Origin of the sequence: Pseudomonas khorasanensis (genome assembly GCF_014268505.2) — a bacterium.
Lineage (GTDB): Bacteria > Pseudomonadota > Gammaproteobacteria > Pseudomonadales > Pseudomonadaceae > Aquipseudomonas > Aquipseudomonas khorasanensis.
In genome coordinates this window covers 442113-464567 of sequence record NZ_JABWQP020000001.1, presented here as the reverse complement: position 1 = coordinate 464567, position 22455 = coordinate 442113, and the positions used below count along the sequence as shown (strand labels likewise).

Genomic DNA, 22455 nt, shown 5'->3' with positions numbered 1-22455 from the left:
ACACTCCTTACTCTTTCTCCAGGTCAGCTTGTTTGGCCAGAAACTCGTCTTCGAGCATGGCGTCGATTTCCGCTGGTGAATCTTCCCGAACCGGCGGTGCCGTCAGGCGTCCGGTCGATTCGACGCGCGGCGACAAGCGCCCCACCAGATGTTCAAGGCCATGGGCAATTTTCTTCGCCGCACCGGCGACAGCCAGCTCCAGACTCTCCGCGTAGTGGGTGGCCGAAAGCGAGGTGTGACCCTTGGGATGGGCTTCGATCTGGCAGCGCTTGTCTTGCGCTCCGGCTTTCTGCGCATTGACGTCGCCGACGTGAATTTCGACCCGGGTCAAAAAAGATGAAAAACGTTCCAGCTCATCGACCACGGTGCTGCCCACCCACTCCTGCAGTTCGGCGCTGCCTTCGATATGGTTGCTGTCTACTTGTACTTGCATGTTGAAATACTCCGCGTGCTCTGGGCTTGGGTGCGATCAGCAATTTCCCGGCGGGATGCCGTCCTTGTTGAAGTCTTTCAAGCGCTCGCGCTCCTGCTCGGTGGAATGCGCAGGCACGGTGTCTTGCGATGGGTCGTTGGGTTGGTCTTTCTTTTCATCAGTCATCATGACGCTCCCCTTGGTGGATGCGGCGCTTGGCGATTGCTCTCGATTGCCGTCTTCATGACCTGTCGGCAGTTCCAGCGACGAAGTTTTCAGGCAGTCGCGCTGCTCGCGCGCGAGACTTTCGAGGGTGAATTCATACGCGTCGTCCGCAGCGTTTTTGAGCAGTTGCCAGTCGTTCTGTGTGATCCATTCGTGCAGGAGCAATTCGTCGGCACGCTGGATCAGTGTGTGGTGATAATCGTCGGGAAAATCCAGCCGATAGACGTCGTCCTCCAGCAACAGACGCCACGCTTTCAGTTCCATTTCAAGATCGGTTTCACTCACGGCGGTGTCCTTCTCGAGTCGGTGGTTCCAGGCCGATATTCGACCTGAAACCACGCGTTGCTCACGGCTCAGCTCACTTGCTCAAGCAGGTCGGTACGGATGAACTGCCGAACCGTGGCCAGGTGTGTTTCTTCTTGCTCAAGCGCGTGCTTGAAGCGTTTGGCGATCAACGGATGACCGCCCTTCTGTGCCAGCTCGATCAGCAATTCCCAGGCCGCGTTGTCTTCCAGCTCGATAGTCAGAATCGCACTCATCGACTGCGACACCGTCGTGCGTGGGTCGGTCAACACTTGCAGGACGCCCATCGCCTTGACGCCGGCCACATCCGCGCAAGGCGTCATGGCCGTTGGATCGCCGCCGAGGGTTTCGATGGCTTCGCGCACGATGTTCATGTGCTCCAACTCATCGGCTTGAATACTGCGCAACGTTTCAACCAGCGCCGGATCGGCACCCGGTGCCGAAGTCGCCTTGGCCACCATCGCTTCATACAGCCGCACGCCGGTGCGTTCGAAGGCCAGACGCTCGCCCAGTTTGTCGATCAGCACCTCCGGGGCCTTACCGATGGTTTTGTCCAGCGCAGTCTTGACCATGCCTTTGGTGGTCGCCGGCGGCGGCACCGAACCGATCAGGTCAGCCTCGCGAATCGCGCGCTCGCGTTCAGCGGTGTAGACGCTCATGTCGCCCGGCACGTCGGCCGGAAACATCCGGGTCGCCTCCAGTTGACGAGCCGTGCCTTCTGGCGAGGTTTGTACGCCGGTGCGATTGGTGCCGAGGATTACTTGAGGTTCGCTCATTGCTGTTCTCCCACTTCGTTGAGTTCCGTACCGGGCTTGAAGGTGTAACCGGCCGACACGACGTTGGCGGGCACGCCTTCACTGTTGAGCTGAGCGCGGTAATCGAGGGAAGGTCGCGCTTCTTTTTCCTTGGGGACGTAGTCGATGCCATGCGCACGCAGGTCAACCTCGCGCGACAAGGTTTCGCGCACGAAATCACGCTGGCTCTTGAATTCGATCATGCGCGGCAACGGCCCGGCGAGCACTTCGGCGGGATCGCGCCGTTCGTATTTTTTGAACAGCTCACACGCCAGATTGAGATGGCCCAGTTCGTAGTCGACAAAGCGTTCCCACATTGCTTTCAGCCGAGGGTTTTCTTCTTGCTCGGCGCAGCTGGCGTAGGTGTAGACCTCCATCGCTTCGTGGACGAGCCACTTCTCCATGAACGTCTCGGCGGGGTCTTGCAACGACCCGTACTGGGTGACGTGTTGCTCTTCGACAGAGGCGATCTCGGCGTAGAGCGCGCGGGCTACCGGATCGGCAAACAGCGGGCCGATGTTCATGTAGTAATCGTGGGTCTGGTATTCGGCGCCGGTAATCAACGCCGCATGGATCTTGGTGATCAGCGCGGCGTTGTCTTTTTCATAGTTGTCGCGCAGGTCGTCGCCGGGTGCGCGGTGGTGCTCGCTGGTCGGCCGGCCGGGCACCAGATCGGTGTAGCCCTGCAAGATGTTGTTGGCGTCCTTGCCTTCGAGCCGATCGAGCATGGCCGCATAGCGATAAAGATGATCGAAGTCTTCCAGCAGGCCAAACCGGTAGGTTTGCGCCTGATACGGGTCGGGCTCGTTTTGCGCAACGGCAGCCGTGACCTCGATCGCCACTTGCTCATAGGCAACCGTGGTTTCCAGCGGCGAATGGTCTGCCGAGAGCAGCCAGTTGATGGAGGTCATCTGATGCTGCTCGACGCGGCGAATCTGCGCGAGCGGCAATTGCAGTTCCTTGTGAAACCGTGATCCGAAATGCTTGAGTCGCAGGGCGTCGGATTCCACGCCATTCATCAGGATCACCCGCACACGGGTGAACGCATCATCATCGAGCTTGCTGATCGGTTTGCCGGCCAGCTCGCGCCAGGTAAAACTCTGCTTGTCCAGCGGAGTGCCTTTGTTATCCAGCAGATTGTCAATTTTCGTCATCTGTCGCTCTCCTTCATCAGTCAACACGCAACGCCTGTGGAGGCCCACTGTTCAAAGTCGACTGCGCCAGTCATCCGCCCATTCCTCTGTGTCGACGGATGGTGTTTCACAGCGAAACGGCCGTATTGAAAGGGCTGCGGTCTCATGGAGATGACAAAGAAACGAGGAGAAAACATCGGTTTTATTGTGCTGAAAACCGATGAGCGGTTCGGCCGCTACGCGTGCAGATAAAGAAAGGGCGCAGAGCGCCCCGGGCTGAAATCCCACGCGGTGCGTGGGATCGATGTGCTTGCAAGCTGCCTCAGCGCGGCTTGGACAACTCCATGATCATCCGCGACAACAGATAAATCCGCGGCGCCACACTCGCCACCTCGGCATATTCCTCCGGCGTGTGGATGTTGCCGCCGACAATCCCGAAGCCATCCAGCGTCGGCGTCCCCACCCCGGCGGATAAACTGGCATCCGCCGCACCACCGCTGCCCTCTTCCGTCAACTTGCGGCCAATCTCGCCATAAATGCCTTGGGCCATGGCCATCAGACGATCCGAATCAGCGGTCTGGGGCATTGGCGGCAGACCGCGCTGCAAAGAGGTTTTCACTTCAGTCTCGGCAATCAGTTTGTCCTGCGACACCCGCGCCAGATCTCTCTCGATCCGGTCAAACTCCTCCGGCACCGCCGCGCGCACGTCAGCCTTGGCGGTGGCTTGATCGGGAATCACGTTGGTGCGATCGCCAGCCTTGAGCACCGTGAAGTTGATGGTGGTTTTCTTCGCCTCATCACCGAGCTTGCCCAGTTGTAGAATCTGGTGCGCCGCTTCCATCGCATCATTGCGCCCCAGCTCGGGTGCGACACCGGCGTGCGCGGCTTTGCCCTTGACCTCGACCAGTGCCGTCGCACTGCCCTTGCGCCACACCACCAGGCCATCGGCCGGGCGACCGGGTTCAAGGTTGAGGGTCACGTCGTGCTGTTTGGCGGTTTTCTTGATCAGGTCGGTGGCGACGTCCGAGCCGGTTTCTTCGCTGGCGTCGAGCAGGAAGGTGATCTGCGCGTAGTCTTTGAAATCGAGGTTCTTCAGCACTTTCAGCGCGTAGATGCCGGCAACGATGCCGCCCTTGTCATCCATCACACCCGGGCCGTAGGCGCGACCGTCCTTGATGTGGAAGGGACGCTCGGCGGCAGAGCCTTCCTTGAAGACCGTATCCATGTGCGCCATCAGCAGGATCTTCGCCTTGCCGGTGCCTTTGAGCGTGGCCAGCACGTGGTTGGATTTTTCCGGAGTGTTGGGCACCAGCTCGATGGTAGCGCCGAGCTTTTTCAGCTCATCGATAGCGATGTCGCTGACCTGCTTGAGGCCCGGCTCATAGCCGGAACCGGAGTCGATATTGACCAGCCGTTCCAGCAGTTTCAGGGCTTCTGGCTGGTATTGCTCGGCATCGGCAAGCACTTGTTTGTGCGGTTCGGCGATGGCGTTGGCAGCCGAGAAAGCGAGGGACAGGCCGAGGCCGGCGGCCAGCAGAGAACGGGGAAATGAGAACGTCATGAAGCAGTCCTTGTTTCGTGTCGGGGGATTTAACCGTACCCGACATTGGCGCTCGGCTCTATAACGGATACGACACTCTCCAGACCAACACCGAACAAAACGGTAGGAGCTGCCGAAGGCTACGATCTTGATCGTTCCCACGCTCTGCGTGGGAATGCAGCCAGGGACGCTCTGCGTCCAAAATCAAAAGATCGCAGCCTTCGGCAGCTTCTGCACGGGATCATCAAACACCTTTCAGAGTGAATCCAGCACCGCCTGCCTCGGCTTGTCTTCGCTGTTGCAGATCACCCGGTTGCGCCCGCTCGCCTTGGCTTCGTACAACGCCTGATCGGCCTCATCCAGCCAACGCGTGGCGTCGGCATGGGTCGGGTCGTACGCGGCCAGGCCAATGCTCAAGCTGACTTTCAACGCCGGGTTCTGCTCATAACCCAGAATCGCGAAACGCTCGCGCAAGGCTTCCATGGCCTGAGCCGCGTTGAATAACGGCAGCTCCGGCAGGATCACGCAGAACTCATCCCCGCCGTAACGCCCCGCCACATCGGTGGCTCGCAGGTTTTGCTTGAGCAGCTTGCTCAACTGGCGCAGCACGATGTCGCCAGCGACATGCCCGTAGGTATCGTTGATCGCTTTGAAATGGTCGATGTCGATCAAGGCAATTGCCGCACCCTGCTGCTGTCGTTTACAGCGCTGAAACGCGAGGTTCAGTTGATCCTTCCACGCACCGTGGTTGAGCAGACCGGTCAGGCTGTCGGTGCGACTCAGGGCCAACAGCTCGCGCTTGTGCCGACCGAGGGTCGAGGCCTGACGGAAGCAAATCCAGCCCAGCGCCAGGGGATACAGCAACAACAAGGGCAAACAGGCGTAAAGCTGCAACGGCGAAGTTTGCGGGATGAAAGTCGGCGCAAACACTACCAGCCCCACGGCCAGACCGAGAAGTTGTGCCGCCGTCCCCGCCAGCAGAAACCGCAATCCGCCAATCGCGACATTGTTCATCGCCATCATCGACACGGTGGTGGCGCTGGGCAGTGGATTGAACTGCATGGCGACGACCCAGAAGCCGCCCATGAACGCATCTATCAGCAAATTACGGTGTTCGGCACGGTACGGAATGCTTGAGCGGCGCGCCCACTGAAAAGCCAGATGTGGCCACACCAGGCCGTTGAACAGCATCAGGCCCCACACCCACAGCGGCGGATCGAGCGGGTACATCGCCACGCTGACACACATGAGCCCAAGCACCAGCCCGAACACCCGCGATTTATACAGCCTCCTGGCCAGTGAAAGTCCCTTTCCTCGCGTATTTCCCATAAGGGCCTCGACCGCGCGATGCAATGGTTACACCCCGACACAGGTGTGATCGGAGTCTATCAGGGCGCCGTTAAATAGCCATCACCGGCCAGCGGCCTGAATAGAGCGCTATCAGCGCCCCACGCCCGGCCCAGAGTTGGCTATAAATGAAAGAGGGGAAATGGAAAAACAACTATAAGAAGGGGGCCAATGCATACCTACCTCGTATTGATCATCGGCAGCGGTTTCGGCGGCCAGTGCGCGGCGGTCAACCTGCTCAAGGCCGGGATCGATGACTTTCGAATCCTGGAACGACGGGACTTCTTCGGCGGCACCTGGTGCCAGAACACCTACCCTGGCGCCGCGGTGGACGTGCCGTCGCCGCTGTACTCGCTGTCATTCGCGCCCTACCGCTGGTCGCAGATGTTCGCCGAACAGGCGGAACTGCAGCGTTACACCGAACAGGTGATCGAGCAATTTGGCCTGCGCGAACGAGTCGATCTGCAAGCAGATGTGGAACGCGTCGAATGGGACGAGGCGCAGAGACAATGGGCGGTGCATACCCGCGCCAAGGGCACTTTTCATACGCGGTTCCTGATCAATGCCTCCGGGCCGTTGAGTCAGCCGGTCATCCCACACTTTCCTGGACAGGATCGCTTTCAAGGAAAGACTTTTCATACGAACCATTGGGATCACAGCTACGACTATCGCGGTAAACGCGTGGCGATTGTCGGCAGTGGAGCCAGCGCGGCGCAGGTGGTTCCAGCCATTGCGCCGCAGGTCGAAAGGCTGCATGTATTCCAGCGTACGCCGCACTGGGTTCTGCCCCGTGCCGATCGAAAATTCGGTCGGTTTCAGCGCTGGCTGCTCGGTTTGAAACCGGCCTATAAACTGCTGCGCTGGCTGATCTACTGGCAATTCGAAACCCGCGTCATAGCCTTCAAATATTCGAAACCGGCGATCCATCTGGTGCAGCAACAGGCGCTGCGTTTTCTCAAGCGTCAGGTCCCGGACCCGGTGCTGCGACAGAAACTCACCCCGGAGTTCACCATCGGCTGCAAACGGGTGCTGGTTTCCAGCACCTATTACCCGGCGCTGACCCGCGCCAACGTGACGTTGCACAGTCGCGAGCACGGCATCGCCTCGATTGACGAAACCGGGATCAATACTGCGGATGGCGAGCACATCGATGTTGATCTGATCGTCTGGTCGACGGGTTACGACGCCACTGACGGGGTCATTTCCTACCCGGTCAGCGGCAAAAACGCGGTGCAACTCAGAGATGTCTGGGCCGAATACCCTCGCGCCTACCTTGGCACCAGCCTGCCGGACTTCCCCAACCTGTTTATCGTCACCGGCCCGAACACCGGCATTGGCCACACCTCGGCGCTGTTCATCATCGAATCGCAGATGAACTACATCCTCGACTGCATCCGCACCGTGCAGGCCAAAGGCTTGCGCAGCATCGAAGTGCGCCATGACGCGGAACGTACCTACACTGCAATGATCCACCGGGAAATGCAGCGCACGGTGTGGAAATCCGGTGGCTGCCACAGTTGGTACCAGAGCAAGAGCGGTCATGTGATCGCAATGTTTCCCGGCTTCAGTTTCAGCTATCACCTGCTCACCCGGGCGCTGAAACCGGCCGACCACATTTTGTCCTGAACACGTAAAAGGAAGACGTCGATGCTTTTGCTGTTTGTCGCACTCGCAGTTTTTGCAGCCTGGAGCTGGTTGAGTTACCCGGCGGTCGGCCATTGGCTGTACAACCTGAACATGGCCATCGAGGCCAAGTTGTACAAATTGCACAAGATCGAAGTGCCGATCGCCGAGATGAGCGTATCGACCTGGCAAGGCGGGCCGTATGAGGCGTCCAGCGCGATCCTGATGCTGCACGGCTTCAGCGCTGATAAAAACCTGTGGCTGCGCTGCGCCCGGCATTTTGTCCGGCAATACCGGGTGATCATTCCCGACCTCGCCGGCCACGGTGAAACCGGCTTCAAGGCCGGAGGCGGCTACGACATCGCCCTGCAGGCCAAGCGAATGATCCAGTTACTCGACGTCTGCGGCGTGGAAAAGGTCCATGTCATCGGCAACTCGATGGGTGGCTACATCGCCGCGTGGCTGGCGGCGACCTATCCGGAGCGTATCGCTTCGGTTGCATTGATCGATCCGGCCGGCGTCACCGCGCCAGAGCCCAGCGACATGGAGCGCCATTTGGCGCGAGGCCACAATCCGTTCCTGATCAATTCCCGGGAGGAATTCCAGCGCTTTTACGCCATGACCATGGAATCGCCACCGTGGGTGCCGAAGCTTGTCCTGGATGCTGTCGCTCAGCGTTACGAGCGACAGCGTGATGAACTCGAAGAAATCTTCCGCGACTTCCGCGCCAGCCCGCCAATGGAGCCGAAACTGGCCGACATCAAATGCCCGGCGCTGCTGCTGTGGGGGCGCAAGGATCGCCTGATCGATGTCAGCAGCGTACCGGTGTGGAGCAAGGGCATCGCCAATCTGCGCGTGGACGTCTGGGATCACGTCGGGCACATGCCGATGGTTGAACAACCGGGGAATACGGCGCGGCTGTACCAGGAATTTCTGGAACAGCTGCGATGAACATCGAAGCCGCTGCCACTGACTGCGCGACTGATCGTTCCCATGCTCCGCATGGGAACGCCTCAAGGGACGCTCCGCGTCCAGTGACGCGGAGCGTCACGGGCTGCATTCCCACGCAGAGCGTAGGTACGATCAGCGCTCTGGAAATGGGTGAGCCGCCATGAACATTCTTTACGATGAACGTCTCGACGGTGCGTTGCCCGACGTTAACAAGGCCGACTTGCTCAAGGCGTTGCAACAAGCGCTGCCGGAGCTGGACATCCTCTGGCGCGAGGAGGAACTGAAACCCTACGAATGCGACGGGCTCTCGGCCTATCGCACCACGCCGATGCTGGTCGCCCTGCCCCGGCGCCTGGAGCAAGTGCAAACCCTGCTCAAACTCTGCCACCGGAACAATGTGCCCGTGGTCGCCCGTGGTGCCGGCACCGGTTTGTCCGGCGGCGCCCTGCCCCTGGAAAAAGGCTTGCTGCTGGTCATGGCGCGGTTCAACAACATCCTGCACATCGACCCCGCCGCTCGCACCGCACGGGTTCAGCCCGGCGTGCGCAATCTTGCCATCTCTCAAGCGGCGGCCCCGTTCGGGTTGTATTACGCGCCCGATCCGTCATCACAAATTGCCTGTTCGATTGGGGGCAACGTCGCAGAAAACGCAGGCGGCGTGCATTGCCTCAAATACGGCCTGACCGTGCACAACGTGCTCAAGATCGAAGTACTGACTATCGAGGGCGAGCGCTTGACGCTCGGCTCCGACGCACTGGATTCAGCCGGTTTCGACCTGCTCGCACTGTTCACCGGGTCAGAAGGCCTGCTGGGCATCATCACCGAAGTCACGGTCAAACTGCTGCCCAAACCCCAGGTGGCCAAAGTCTTGCTCGGCAGTTTCGATTCGGTGGAAAAGGCCGGCCACGCCGTTGCCGAAATCATCGCCGCCGGGATCATTCCGGGCGGCCTTGAAATGATGGACAACCTCGCCATTCGCGCCGCCGAAGACTTTATCCACGCCGGCTACCCGGTCGATGCCGAGGCGATTCTGCTGTGCGAACTTGATGGCGTCGAAGCCGACGTGCATGACGATTGCCATCGGGTGCGCGAAGTCATGAACCGGGCCGGCGCCACCGAAGTGCGACAGGCGCAGGACGAGGCCGAGCGCGTGCGCTTCTGGGCCGGGCGCAAGAATGCTTTTCCGGCCATCGGCCGCTTGTCGCCGGATTATTACTGCATGGACGGCACCATCCCTCGCCGCGAATTGCCCGCTGTCCTGCAGGGCATCGCCCGTCTTGGCGAGGAATATGGCTTGCGCGTCGCCAACGTGTTCCATGCCGGCGACGGCAACATGCACCCCCTGATCCTGTTCGACGCCAACCAGCCGGGCGAACTGCATCGCGCCGAGGCGTTGGGCGGCAAAATCCTTGAACTGTGCGTGAAAGTCGGCGGCAGCATCACCGGCGAGCACGGCGTCGGCCGAGAGAAAATCAATCAGATGTGCGCGCAATTCAACAGCGACGAGTTGCTGCTGTTTCACGCGGTCAAAGCCGCATTCGATCCGCAAGGCCTGCTCAACCCCGGCAAGAACATTCCGACCCTGCATCGGTGTGCCGAATTCGGCGCGATGCACATTCACGCCGGGCAACTGCCCTTCCCCGAGCTGGAGCGTTTCTGATGGCCGACGTCGATGCCGCCGAGGTTCTGCTCGATCAGGTCAACGCCGCGCGAGCCAATACCACGCCGCTGAAAATTCAGGGCGGCAACAGCAAGGCTTTTCTCGGCCGCGAGGTGGCCGGCGAAGTGCTCGACACCCGCACCCATCGCGGCATCGTGCGCTATGAGCCGACTGAACTGGTGATTACAGCGCGCGCCGGCACGCCATTGTCCGAGCTGCTTGCAGCGCTGGATGACGCGGGTCAAATGCTGCCCTGCGAACCGCCATCCTTCGCTGAAAGCGCCACGGTAGGTGGCATGATCGCCACGGGATTGTCCGGGCCACGGCGGCCGTGGGCGGGCTCTGTGCGCGATTTCGTCCTCGGTACGCGGGTGATCACCGGCCTCGGCCGGCATTTGCGCTTCGGTGGAGAAGTGATGAAAAACGTCGCCGGTTATGACCTGTCGCGGCTGATGGCCGGCAGTTATGGTTGCCTCGGCGTGTTGACCGAAGTGTCGCTCAAGGTTCTGCCAAAACCGCGCCAATGCTTGAGCATCCGCCTCGATATCGATTGCACCCGCGCCTTGAGCAGACTTGCCGAATGGGGCCAGCAACCGCTGCCGATCAGCGCCGCGTGTCACGACGGGCAGAGTCTTTATCTGCGTCTGGAGGGCGGAGAAGGGTCAGTGACCGCCGCGCATCAACGCCTCGGTGGCGAGCCACTGGACTTGACATTCTGGCGGGATTTGAACGAGCAGCGCTTAAGCTTTTTCGACGAAGGTTTGCCGCTCTGGCGCCTGTCATTGCCGAACAATCTTGGCCCGCTCGACCTGCCCGGCGAGCAATTGATCGACTGGGCCGGTGCGCTGCGCTGGCTGAAATCCGACAGCAACGACATCCATGCCCTCGCCGAGTCCTTCGGCGGGCATGCCACCTGCTTCACCCATGGCGCCACCGACTCGCCGTTCCAGCCACTGGCGCCGACCTTGCTGCGCTACCACCGCCAACTCAAGACCCAACTCGACCCGCAAGGGCTGTTCAACCCCGGACGAATGTACGCGCAGGTTTAGCCATGCAAACCATTCTGAGCGAGCAATCCCGTCAATTGCCCCGCGCCGCCGAAGCGGAAAAGATCCTGCGCACCTGCGTGCATTGCGGGTTCTGCAACGCGACGTGCCCGACCTATCAATTACTCGGCGATGAACTCGACGGCCCGCGCGGGCGTATCTACCTGATCAAACAAGTGCTGGAAGGCGCGCCAGCCACGGCAAAAACGCAACTGCATCTGGATCGCTGCCTGTCGTGTCGCAACTGCGAAACCACCTGCCCGTCCGGCGTCGACTACCACAACCTGCTCGACATTGGCCGTGCGGTGGTCGATCAGGCGGTACCGCGCCCGGCTGCGCAACGTTTGCTGCGCGAGGGTTTGCGCGCGGTGGCGCCGAATCCGGGTTTGTTCAGGGGCTTGCTGCGAATGGGCGCGACGTTCCGGCCGCTGCTGCCGCGCCTGCTGGAAAGCAAACTCCCGCAGCACGCGGCCGCTGCGCGATGGCGCCCCGCTCCACGGCATCCGCGCCGGGTGTTATTGCTCGAAGGCTGCGTGCAACCGGGCTTGTCGCCGAACACCAATGACGCGACCGCACGGGTGCTTGATCGCCTGGGCATCAGCGTCACGCCGGTGGCCGAGGCCGGTTGCTGCGGCGCGCTCGATTATCACCTCGACGCCCAGCCCAAAGGGCTCGACCGCGCCAGACAGAACATCGACGCCTGGTGGCCGCACCTGCAAAACGGCGCTGAAGCCATCGTGCAGACGGCCAGTGGCTGCGGCGCGTTCATCAAGGATTACGGGCATCTGCTTGCAGGCGATCCGGCGTACGCATCGAAGGCACGCCGAGTCAGCGAAATGACCCGGGACCTGGTGCAGATCCTCGCTGAGGAACCGCTGGAGCAGGTGTGCGCCGCCAGCGAGCGGCGCATCGCCGTGCATTGCCCGTGCACCCTGCAGCACGCACTGAACCTTGGCGGCGCGGTAGAAGCGGTGTTGGCCCGGCTCGGTTTCAACCTCACTCCGGTGCCGGACGGCCATTTGTGCTGCGGTTCGGCCGGCACTTATTCGCTGACGCAACCGGTGCTGGCGCGGCAACTGCGCGACCAGCGACTCAACGCCCTGGAAAGCGGGCAACCTGAGGTAATCGTCACCTCCAACGTTGGCTGTCAGAGCCATCTCGCCAGCGCCGGCCGCACACCGGTCAGACACTGGATCGAGCTGGTGGATCAGTCGTTGGCAGAATGAAGTTCGTAGGATTCTTCGTTTGCCCGCGTGGGCGAAGGCTGCGATCTTTTCGAACATTCATTTCGTGACCCTGGCAGGAAATTTTTTCATGACCGTGCAGCCGTTTGTCAGCCCCGACCTGATCCGCCAACGCTTTTCCAAAGCGATGTCCGACATGTACCGCGAAGAAGTGCCGCTGTATGGTGCGCTGATGGATCTGGTGGAAAAAACCAACCGCAACGTGTTGACACATCAGCCAGACGTCGCGGAGCAACTCAAGCGCACAGGCGAAACCGAACGGCTGGACATGGAGCGCCACGGCGCCATCCGCGTCGGCACCGCAGCCGAACTGGCTACCCTCGCCCGCCTGTTTGCGGTGATGGGCATGCAACCCGTGGGTTATTACGACCTGACCCCGGCGGGCGTTCCGGTGCACTCCACAGCATTTCGCGCAGTGCACGAAGAGGCGTTACAGATCAGCCCGTTCCGGGTCTTCACCTCGTTGCTGCGTCTGGAGTTGATTGAAGATTCTGAACTGCGTGAATTCGCCGAATCAGTGCTGGCCCAGCGTTCGATTTTTACCGACGCTGCATTGCGGTTGATAGCCCAGGCTGAAACGGCAGGTGGTCTGAATGAAGCTGATGCCGCAGAGTTTGTCTTACAGGCGCTGGAAACTTTTCGTTGGCACCACAGCGCCACCGTCACCGCCGCGCAGTACCAGCGACTGAGCGCTCAGCACCGTTTGATCGCTGACGTGGTGGCGTTCAAGGGCCCGCACATCAACCACCTGACACCACGCACGCTGGACATCGACGCGGTGCAGGAACAGATGCCCGCCCACGGCATCACGCCCAAAGCGGTGATCGAAGGCCCGCCGCGCCGCAACTGCCCGATCCTGCTGCGCCAAACCAGTTTCAAGGCGCTGGACGAGCCAATCACCTTCACCGATCAGTACGAATCGCGCGGCAGTCATAGCGCGCGTTTCGGCGAAATCGAACAGCGCGGCGCTGCGCTGACACGCAAGGGTCGCGCGCTATATGACCGTTTGCTGAACGCCGCTCGCGATGAACTGGGAGACTTCCCCAATGAAGCCAACGCCGCACGCTACAACGCGCTGATGACTCAGCACTTTGCCGAATTTCCTGACAACATTGACGGCATGCGTGAGCAAGGGCTGGCGTACTTTCGCTATTTCGCTACGGAAAAGGGCTTGGCTGCGCGTGGGCGTGGCGAATCGTCACTGGAGGACTTGCTGCGAGTTGGTTACCTGAAAGCGGAGCCACTGGTGTACGAAGATTTCCTGCCGGTGAGTGCGGCGGGGATTTTTCAGTCAAACCTCGGCGATGCCGCGCAGACGCATTACGGCGAACACTCCAACCGCCAGGCATTCGAACAAGCACTGGGACGCGCCACCATCGATGAACTGGCCTTGTATGCCGAAACGCAGCAGCGTTCGATCAAGGAATGTGCTGAAGCGCTAGGTATTAATCTGACCTGAGTCTTTGCCAACAAACACCACTGCTCCCACAGGTTTCGCGGGTGAATTCGGATTCAAGGCAAACCACAAATCCCTGTGGGAGCGAGCCTGCTCGCGAAGCAAACACCCCGGTCCCGGCAAATGCCCAACTGCGCAAGAAGTTGCGCAGTAGGTCGTAATATTTCAGGGGGTAAATGCTCTACAGCCCACGCCGATAAAGGCCTGTAGCCAAGTGCGCAAGAAGTTGCGCAGTACTGCGCAACTTCTTGCGCACTTTCTCCCGTTTTCCACCCTGAAAATCGCGCCGAATGATGATCGACTGCCGCTGCACCCCCGCCATCCGGGCACCTCACAAAACCTGGCACGCTCCTTGATAACACTGGGTCACCCACCGGGCGATTTCGCCTCCCGGGCACCCTCAATTTATCCGCAAGGAGAGCATCCCATGGCAACACCAGCGTACATGTCGGTTACCGGCGAAAAACAAGGCCTGATCACTGCCGGCGCCTTCACCGCCGACTCCGTTGGCAACACCTACCAGGAAGGCCACGAAGACCAGGTCATGGTTCAGGCTTTCAGCCACGACGTGATCATCCCGCGTGACCCGCAATCCGGTCAGCCAACCGGTCAGCGCGTTCACAAGCCAGTTGTGATCACCAAGGTCTACGACAAGGCTTCGCCTCTGCTGCAAGCCGCTCTGACCTCCGGCGAGCGCATGAGCGAAATCGTTATCCAGTGGTTCCGTACTTCGGCTCAAGGTACTCAAGAGCACTACTACACCACCAAACTGGAAGACGCGATCATCGTCGCCATCAACAACAAAATGCACAACTGCCAGGATCCAGGCAACGCGCACTTCACCCACCTGGAAGAAGTGCAGTTCACCTACCGCAAAATCACCTGGACCCACGAAGTATCCGGTACTTCGGGTTCCGATGACTGGCGTGCTCCAGTCGTTTAATTACGGCTGATCGTTACAAGCATCGGCCAGCTCTGCTGGTCGATGTTGTTTACGCCCCTCCAGAATTTCGCGTACGTTGAGCCGCTTTTGCGGCCGTCGACGAGCGCCGCTGTACAGCACGAGGAACAAGGGATGTTCGCGCCGGCCAATGAAACCCATTTTGCCCTGACCATCGAAGGGCTCTCCGTCGACTTTCAGGTATTCACCCTGCAAGGCCGGGAAGCCATCAGCCAGCCTTTTGTCTTCGAGGTGGAGCTGGTCAGTGAGCAGCCGTCGCTGGACCTCGAAACCCTGCTGCACAAACCGGCCTTTCTGCAACTGTCGCCCGACGGCAGCGGCATTCACGGCCAGATCTACCGCGCCGCGCAAGGCGATTCGGGCAAGCGCCTGACCCGTTATTCGGTGACGTTGCGCCCGCAACTGTCTTATCTTGCACACCGCATCAACCAGCGCATCTTCCAGAACCTCACGGTGCCGAAAATCATCGGCATGGTCCTCGAAGAGCACGGCATTCAAAGCAACGCCTACGAATTCAAGACCGGCTCGATCTACCCCGAGCGCCTCTACTGCGTGCAATACGACGAGTCGGACCTGCATTTCATCCAGCGCCTGTGCGAAGAAGAAGGCATTCATTACCACTTCCAGCACACGGTGACGGCGCACAAACTCGTCTTCGGCGATGACCAGACGGTGTTCCCGAAACTCGCACCCGTGGCCTATCAGCAAGACTCCGGCATGGTCGCCAACAACCCGGTGATCAAGCGTTTCGACCTGCGTCTGGAAACCCGCACCAGCCGCACGACGCGCCGCGACTACGACTTCGAAAAACCACGCCTGACCCTGGAAAGCGAAAACCGTGGCGACGCCCTGCCCGACCTCGAAGACTACGACTACCCGGGCCGCTTCATCGACCGCGAGCGCGGCAAACATCTGGCCAAACGCGCCCTCGAACGCCATCGCAGCGACTTTCAACTGGCCGAAGGCAAGAGCGATCAGCCATTGCTGGTCAGCGGCCATTTTCTCGCCCTGACCGAACACCCCAAAGCCAAGTGGAATGACCTCTGGCTGCTCACCGAAGTCCTGCACGAAGGCAAGCAGCCGCAAGTGCTCGAAGAGTCGGTGACCAGCGACACCACCGCGCTGAAAGACGATTTCCATCAGGGCTACCGCAACCGCTTTCAGGCCACGCCGTGGGATGTACCGAATCGCCCGCCCCTCAAGCACCCGAAACCGCGCATCCTCGGCAGCCAGAGCGCCGTGGTCACCGGCCCCAAAGGCGAAGAAATCCACTGCGACGAATACGGCCGCGTCAAAGTCCAGTTTCACTGGGACCGCGAAGGCCAGGCCGACGACAAGACCAGCTGCTGGCTGCGCGTCTCGAGCGCCTGGGCCGGCGCCCAGTACGGCGGCATCGCCATACCGCGCATTGGTATGGAAGTGCTGGTCACCTTCCTTGAAGGCGACCCCGATCAACCGCTGATCAGCGGCTGCCTGTACCACAAGGAAAACACCGTCCCCTACGCACTGCCGGCGAACAAGACCCGCAGCACCTTCAAGACCCTCAGCTCCATGGGTGGCGGCGGTTACAACGAACTGCGTATCGAAGACAAGAAAGGTCAGGAACAGATTTATCTGCACGCCCAGCGCGACTGGGACGAGAACATCGAGCACGACCAGAAAATCCGCGTCGGCAACGAACGCCACGACACCGTCGAAAAAAACAGCTACACGGAATTCAAGGCCGAAGAACACCACACCGTCTACGCCGACCGCAAAGTCGAAACCCGCGCCAACGACCACCTCACCGTCGGTGTGAATCAGCACATCAAGATCGGCACTGGCCAGTTCATCGACGCCGGCCAGGAAATCCACCTCAGCAGTGGCATGAAAGTGGTCATGGAAGCCGGCGCCGAACTGACCCTGGTCGGCGGCGGCAGCTTCATCAAGATCGACGCCGGCGGCGTGACCATGAGCGGCCCGGTGATCAACATGAACTCCGGCGGCAGCCCCGGCGTTGGTACGGGCGCCGCGCCGTTGATGCCCGGCGTATTGAAACAGGCGGATGCCGACAAGGCCGGCCAGGTTCTGACCCCAGCGCAGATCAACACCCTCAAACGCAACGCGCCGTTCTGCGAAGAATGCGAGAAATGCAAGGCAGGTGCCTGTGCCATCTGATCGAATTACCCCCAAGGACTGGCTGGCGCAACAGCCGTTGCAGAGTGGCGAGCGTTTGTATTTGGTGATCAGTGCGGCGAGCGATGCCGACGCCCTGAAAACCCTGTACCTCACCGAACCCACCGCCCAGCTCCTGCCGATCTGGGGCGGCACGCCCTACTCCACCTGGCAACCGGTAATGCCCTACGTCACCGAGCTCAAAGCCAACTCCGCCTTCCTGCAATGGATCGCCGAGACAGACGCCCTCGACTGGGGCTGGCTGGCGGTGTCGCGTTCAGAGCCGAACGAAGTGTTCGAGCATCTGCGCAGCCTGACGCAGGTGAAAATGCCGGATGGCACCGAGGTGTTTTTCCGATTTTGGGATGGGCGGCATATTTATCCGATTTTGCATGGGCTTGGGGAGAAGGCTGGAGAGGTGCTACCAGTGTTCGAGCGGTATCTGATTAACGGGCAGTCGCTGGAGGTTGGGACGCGGGTTTTGCCGAAGGTGAAGGATTGGCCGTGGTGGGAGGTGCCGAAGCCGTTACTGGATGGCTTGGCCAAGGAAAATCCGACGACGCTGATCAGCAACCTGATGCAGTGGCTGGAAGAAGACCGTCCGGACATTTACACCGCTTGGCCCGAAAGCAACCTGAAGCTGAAAATCAGCCGTTTCGTGCGCCGTCCGGACGCACCAAAAAACCTTAAAGAAGCACTGTTAAACCACCTGATTCTGGAGCAAGGCTGATGGATCGCGTTGCCACTATCGAAACACAATTGGACTCCTTCAAAAACAGCCTGAAGCTGTACCGCGAGGAAACCAAGAGCTGGTACGCACAGCTTGCTGACAAAGCCAGCCGAGCCGCAGACATGCCCTCCCTACTTGGTATGGAGCGTGTGATAAAGGCCGGCGACTCCAGCAAGTCTGTCAGCATGACTGATGGTGATTTTTCATACGTCGCGAAGTGCCCGCTTGTAGGGCCACTGCTGATTGAGAGCAAATTCGAATCGGTTTTCGACATTCCTATCGGCGATATCAAAGTTGATATCATTGCCGTGGATGGAGGCGCCAAGTCGACGATTACCTTGGATAAACAGGGTAAAGGCAGTTTTCAGGGACAGCCTGGAAAATCCTACAAGATCCACGTCCACGATCAGGTGACACCCGCGCAGATCGATACGCTGTTCAAATCCTACGATGGCTTAGCTGCCGATCTAGAAGGATTCCTGCGCAAAGAATGGGCAGGCTTCAAACCGCAGTGGTCGAACCAGAGTGCATCAGCCAAAGCGATGGCAATTGGGAGTGGCATTCTTGAGGGCGGATGGGAGGCCATCAAGGGAGTTTGGGATGGCATCTCGAAGGCCCTCGACATTCTTCAGAACCCAAAAGACTTCGCAGCTGATCTGGGTGCAGGAGCAGAGGAGCTAATAAAGCTTGCCGAAGACGCGCCGGACGTCATGAAGCAAGCAATGCTGCTTGCAAGTGACGAAGCTGCACTGTTTCTGATGGTTCATTGCGCGTCTATCTGGGTCGCGGGATTACCGCCGACACAGATGGCCGGGCAAACGGCGAAGATGACATCCGCTGCCGTTATCGGGATCCTCATCGACATTGTAATTTCAGTCGTGCTGACCGTTGCGGCCGAAGGTGCCGGGTTGTTTTACCTCGCCGCGCGCCTCGCTAAGTACAGCCAGATCATCATCAAGGCTGTTACAGGATTCGTGAAGTCGTTATTCAGCATCATCAAAGGCTTCATGGGTTACGTCGGTAAATACGTCGCGGTCGCCGCTCGTGGAGTGGCGACGCAAGTAGAAAAAGGAGTCGCGCAGCTACGTTTTGATGGCAAACGTAATGCGACCGTTGAACACGGCAAGCGCCCTGATGACGCCTCGAAACAATCGAAGAATCCTGACGACAAAAGTGCGGCGCCGGCGCAAGACACATGCACCAACGGCTGCCCGGTCTCGATGGTCACGGGCGAAGAATTACTGACTCTTACCGATGGTCAACTCGATGGTCTGCTTCCGTTTGAGTGGACGCGCCTCTATCGCACCAGTGCGGTCGAGATCGACAGTCGCCTTGGGTTTGGTTGGAGTCACGCTCTTTCTCACCGACTGGATCTGGATGATGAGGGTGTCCTGTGGACGGATAACGAAAACCGAACCACTCGTTTTCCCATGCCGACGCAGCAACGCCCCGCCATCATCAACAGCCTGTCGAAAGCGGCCATCTACCTGGGATCGACTCCAGGCGAACTCATTCTGACGCAGGCCGGGCAGAATCCGCGCTTTTATCATTTCCGTGCGGGCCGCTTGATCACCATCAGTGACGCGTACAACAACCAGTTACAGCTGAGTTACGACTTCGCTGACCGAATCCAACGCATCGACAACAACGCCGGACGCTCCCTGTTAGTCCGCCACGAAGACCGTCATATCGTTGCCGTGGATTATCAGCAGCGCCGTGCTGAGTACACGGATCAGGGACAACGACAGGAGCCCTGGATCACCGTTCAAACGCTGGTGACCTATAGGTACAACGCGCAAGGCCAGCTCATCAGCGCCACCAATGCTGCTGGTGAAACTGAACACTACAGTTACAACGACCAACACGTCATTTTGGAACGACAACTGGCCGGTGGTGCGAGCTTTTTCTGGGAGTGGGAAAACGAAGGCAAATCGTCACGCAGCATCCGTCACTGGGCCAGTTTTTCGCAGATGGACTCGCTGTACGCTTGGGACGATGCCGGCAAGGTTACCGTTACAAACGCGGATGGGAGCGAGCAGGTTTATGTGCATGACGAAAATGCTCGACTCATCAGCGAGATCGCTGCGGACGGCGCTGAGACTCAGAAGGCTTATGACGACAAAGGTCGGCTGATTGCAGAGAAGGATCCTCTCGGCGCAATTACCGAATACCGTTACAACGACGCAGGCCTGCTTGCCGTTGTTATTCCTCCTGAAGATGCGCCGACGTTCTACGAATATCGACATGGCTTTGTGAGTGAGATTCACCGAGGTAAAGCGAGCTGGAAATACCAGCGAAATAGCCAAGGCGATATCACCCGCCAGACAGATCCTGACGGCAACGAAACACACTACAGCTACGATGCCCAAGGTCGTGTGCTAGAGATCGTTCATTCAGACGGCGGACGGCATCAGCTTGCCTGGAATGGTCTGGGTCAATTGCTCGAAGAAGCATTGCCCGATGGTGGTCGTCGTAAATACCGCTACGACGCACTGGGTCGACAAATCACCCGCCAGGACGAACACGGCTCGATCACCCATTACCAATGGGATGCGGCTGGCCGCTTGACGCAGACCACACAGCCTGGCGGTGCGACCCGCACTTATACCTATAACGCCTACGGCAAGGTCACAGCCGAGCGCGATGAACTAGGTCGTATCACACGCTACGAATACGCCGACAATCTGCAACTTGTCAGCCGCCGCATCAACCCGGACGGCAGTGAGCTGCGCTATCGCTACGACAACTCACGCCTGCTGCTGACTGAGATCGAAAACGAGCGCGGCGAACATTATCAGCTCGACTATTACTCAAACGGGCTCATACAGCAGGAAACTGGATTTGATGGTCGCCGTACTGCCTACGAATACGATCTGAATGGCAACCTGCTGAAGAAAACTGAGTACGGCGACGACGGTAGCGAACTGGTCACCGAATATCAGCGTGACTCCGCAGGCCGCCTGCTCGTGAAAACACTGGCTGATGGTGAGGAAATTCACTACAGCTATGACGCGCTCGGTCGCCTGGTCAATGTCGATGACGGTCACTGGCCACTGGCTTATGAATACGACTCCCAAGATCGGCTGATCACCGAGCATCAGGGTTGGGGGACCCTGCGCTACGAGTACGACAGCGTCGGCCAACTCAAACATTGCCGTCTACCGGACGGTAGCAAGCTCGACTATCGCCGATTGTCCGGGGGTAATCTCAGCAGCATTGATCTGAACGGTTCTCGCCTCACATCTCACCAGTTCAAGACTGGTCGTGAACAGCAACGTCAACAAGGCTTGTTGTTGAGTCAGTATCAATACGACGATCAGGGGCGCTTGCAGGCTCACAGCGTCAGCCAACGCGACAGCATCGTGCTGCAGCGCCGATATGACTACGACGCGGCAGGTAACCTTGCAGGCATCAATGACAGCCTTAAAGGTACCCGTAACTTTCACTACGATCCGCTTGATCGCCTTATCAGTGTTCGCGGTGCAACACCGGAGAGCTTCGCGCACGATCCAGCCGGCAATCTGCTGGGCCAGAACAACGAAGGCACCGCCAACCTTGCCAACGTCAAAAGCAACCGCCTGCTGATGCAGGGTGACCGTCACTACGACTACGACGCCTACGGAAATCTGACTCGCGAGCGCCGAGGTACCGGACATAAGCTCGTCACTGAATACCGCTATGACTGCCAGCATCGCTTGATCGGTGTCAGCCTACCTAGCGGCAGTATCGCGACCTACAAGTACGACGCCTTCGGTCGACGTATCGAGAAAACAGTCGATGGCCACGCCACCGAATTCCTCTGGCAAGGCGAACGGCTTATTGTAGAGAGTGGTGAAAATCGATATCGCACCTATGTCTATGAGCCGGACAGTTTCCGCCCCTTGGCGATGCTCGACGGTGAGGGCCCGCTCAAGGCCGCGCCTTTCTATTACCAGCTCGATCACCTGGGCACGCCGCAGGAGCTTACCGATTACAGCGGTGCGATTATGTGGTCAGCCAAGTATCGAGCCTACGGCAACCTGGCTGCACTGGATGTCTCGGAGATCGACAACCCGCTGCGGTTTCAAGGCCAATATTTCGACGCAGAGAGTGGACTTCATTACAACCGCCACCGGTACTACAACCCGAGCTCAGGACGGTTTCTGACTCCGGACCCGGTTAAGCTTGCAGGTGGACTCAACAATTACCAGTACGCACCGAATCCTACCGGCTGGGTAGATCCGCTTGGTCTGATGTTTAGGGCGATTACCAGGGCGGCGACCGGTGTCGCTAAAAAGGCACCACTTAAGCCCGCTGCAAACTGCCCCAAGCCCGGAGGAGCCTCATCTCCGAGCAACACCCCTACCCTTGCAGACTCCAGCGTAAAGACGGGAGACGTCACTCCACCGGCCGTCATCGAGTCGAAACCAGACTTCTATGTGGGTCCATCCGGGCCGGACTCGACTTTGCCTGCGACAGGTTACCGGTATATGGGCTACAAAAATGCTGACGGAACGGTGAACACTCACGCACAAAATACGATCAATACGGGGGACGCTCGACTATCGTATTTCGGATTCGAAAGATTTGAGACGGGAGACGCTGCAACGGAAGCTTTTCAGGTGCGAGCGCCAAAGCACGTTACGGCGGCTGACCCGGATCCGGCGTGGAGTGATGGGCGTCTCCGCTTGAAATTTGACACGCTGCAACTCTATAAAGATGGGATACCCAACGCTACAGTGCCGTACGAGCTCGGTGGGAAAGGTCCTAACCTGGAACCGTTCACCAAGGCGTACCCTGAGTACGGTACCGGCGGCGCGCAGCAACTCATCCCCAAACCAGGTACTACCACTATCATCAAAGCAGATGAAGTCACGATTTTGCCGGAGAAGTAATA

General features: G+C 59.3%; 16 protein-coding genes. 10 read left to right on the top strand and 6 right to left on the bottom strand.

All coding sequences use genetic code 11. The annotated features are described in order from the left end of the window. Nucleotides 1-7: 7 nt before the first annotated feature. From HU727_RS02250 to HU727_RS02225, 6 genes are all read right to left on the bottom strand, one after another. Nucleotides 8-433, bottom strand: coding sequence for an HPF/RaiA family ribosome-associated protein (locus HU727_RS02250; RefSeq protein ID WP_186528072.1), 426 nt, complete (start codon nt 431-433; stop codon nt 8-10). A 36-nt stretch (nt 434-469) separates the two neighbouring features. Then, nucleotides 470-922 (bottom strand): hypothetical protein, encoded by a 453-nt coding sequence (locus tag HU727_RS02245; RefSeq protein WP_186529313.1) that lies wholly within the window; start codon nt 920-922, stop codon nt 470-472. A 68-nt stretch (nt 923-990) separates the two neighbouring features. Beyond that, entirely contained in the window at nt 991-1716 is a 726-nt protein-coding gene (locus HU727_RS02240; protein WP_186528071.1) for a DUF892 family protein, read from the bottom strand. Then, nucleotides 1713-2888, bottom strand: a complete 1176-nt coding sequence (locus tag HU727_RS02235) for a hypothetical protein (RefSeq protein WP_186528070.1) — start codon at nt 2886-2888, stop codon at nt 1713-1715. The genes HU727_RS02240 and HU727_RS02235 overlap by 4 nt, the downstream gene beginning before the upstream one ends. 301 nt (nt 2889-3189) lie before the next feature. Further along, nucleotides 3190-4428, bottom strand: a complete 1239-nt coding sequence (locus HU727_RS02230) for a M20/M25/M40 family metallo-hydrolase (protein WP_186528069.1) — start codon at nt 4426-4428, stop codon at nt 3190-3192. A gap of 234 nt (nt 4429-4662) precedes the next feature. Then, nucleotides 4663-5736: a diguanylate cyclase gene (locus tag HU727_RS02225; RefSeq protein ID WP_186528068.1), complete on the bottom strand. Its 1074-nt coding sequence runs from the start codon at nt 5734-5736 to the stop codon at nt 4663-4665. 189 nt (nt 5737-5925) lie between these two features. On the opposite strand from HU727_RS02225, the gene HU727_RS02220 reads away from it, so the two are divergent. The 10 genes from HU727_RS02220 (at nt 5926) to HU727_RS02175 (ending at nt 22453) form a co-directional block, all read left to right on the top strand. After that, nucleotides 5926-7380: a flavin-containing monooxygenase gene (locus tag HU727_RS02220; RefSeq protein ID WP_186528067.1), complete on the top strand. Its 1455-nt coding sequence runs from the start codon at nt 5926-5928 to the stop codon at nt 7378-7380. 21 nt (nt 7381-7401) lie between these two features. Beyond that, complete coding sequence (locus HU727_RS02215) at nt 7402-8328, top strand: alpha/beta fold hydrolase (RefSeq protein ID WP_186528066.1); 927 nt, start codon at nt 7402-7404, stop codon at nt 8326-8328. Nucleotides 8329-8488: 160 nt separating this feature from the next. Continuing rightward, nucleotides 8489-9988 carry a glycolate oxidase subunit GlcD gene (gene glcD, locus HU727_RS02210; RefSeq protein WP_186528065.1) on the top strand — a complete coding sequence of 500 codons (1500 nt, stop codon included), beginning with the start codon at nt 8489-8491 and terminating at the stop codon, nt 9986-9988. Beyond that, nucleotides 9988-11037 carry a glycolate oxidase subunit GlcE gene (gene glcE / locus HU727_RS02205; protein WP_186528064.1) on the top strand — a complete coding sequence of 350 codons (1050 nt, stop codon included), beginning with the start codon at nt 9988-9990 and terminating at the stop codon, nt 11035-11037. Before glcD ends, glcE begins: the two co-directional genes overlap by 1 nt. A gap of 2 nt (nt 11038-11039) precedes the next feature. Beyond that, the gene (glcF, locus tag HU727_RS02200; RefSeq protein WP_186528063.1) at nt 11040-12260 is read left to right on the top strand and encodes a glycolate oxidase subunit GlcF; all 1221 of its coding nucleotides are present in this window, start codon (nt 11040-11042) and stop codon (nt 12258-12260) included. An 88-nt stretch (nt 12261-12348) separates the two neighbouring features. Then, nucleotides 12349-13737, top strand: coding sequence for a 2-oxoadipate dioxygenase/decarboxylase HglS (hglS, locus tag HU727_RS02195; RefSeq protein WP_186528062.1), 1389 nt, complete (start codon nt 12349-12351; stop codon nt 13735-13737). 424 nt (nt 13738-14161) lie between these two features. Next, nucleotides 14162-14677, top strand: a complete 516-nt coding sequence (locus HU727_RS02190; RefSeq protein ID WP_100848256.1) for an Hcp family type VI secretion system effector — start codon at nt 14162-14164, stop codon at nt 14675-14677. A gap of 132 nt (nt 14678-14809) precedes the next feature. After that, nucleotides 14810-16852: a type VI secretion system Vgr family protein gene (locus HU727_RS02185; protein ID WP_217847125.1), complete on the top strand. Its 2043-nt coding sequence runs from the start codon at nt 14810-14812 to the stop codon at nt 16850-16852. Next, nucleotides 16842-17579 carry a DUF4123 domain-containing protein gene (locus HU727_RS02180; RefSeq protein ID WP_186534169.1) on the top strand — a complete coding sequence of 246 codons (738 nt, stop codon included), beginning with the start codon at nt 16842-16844 and terminating at the stop codon, nt 17577-17579. The genes HU727_RS02185 and HU727_RS02180 overlap by 11 nt, the downstream gene beginning before the upstream one ends. Next, nucleotides 17579-22453 (top strand): RHS repeat-associated core domain-containing protein, encoded by a 4875-nt coding sequence (locus HU727_RS02175; protein WP_225919759.1) that lies wholly within the window; start codon nt 17579-17581, stop codon nt 22451-22453. The genes HU727_RS02180 and HU727_RS02175 overlap by 1 nt, the downstream gene beginning before the upstream one ends. Nucleotides 22454-22455: the final 2 nt, after the last annotated feature.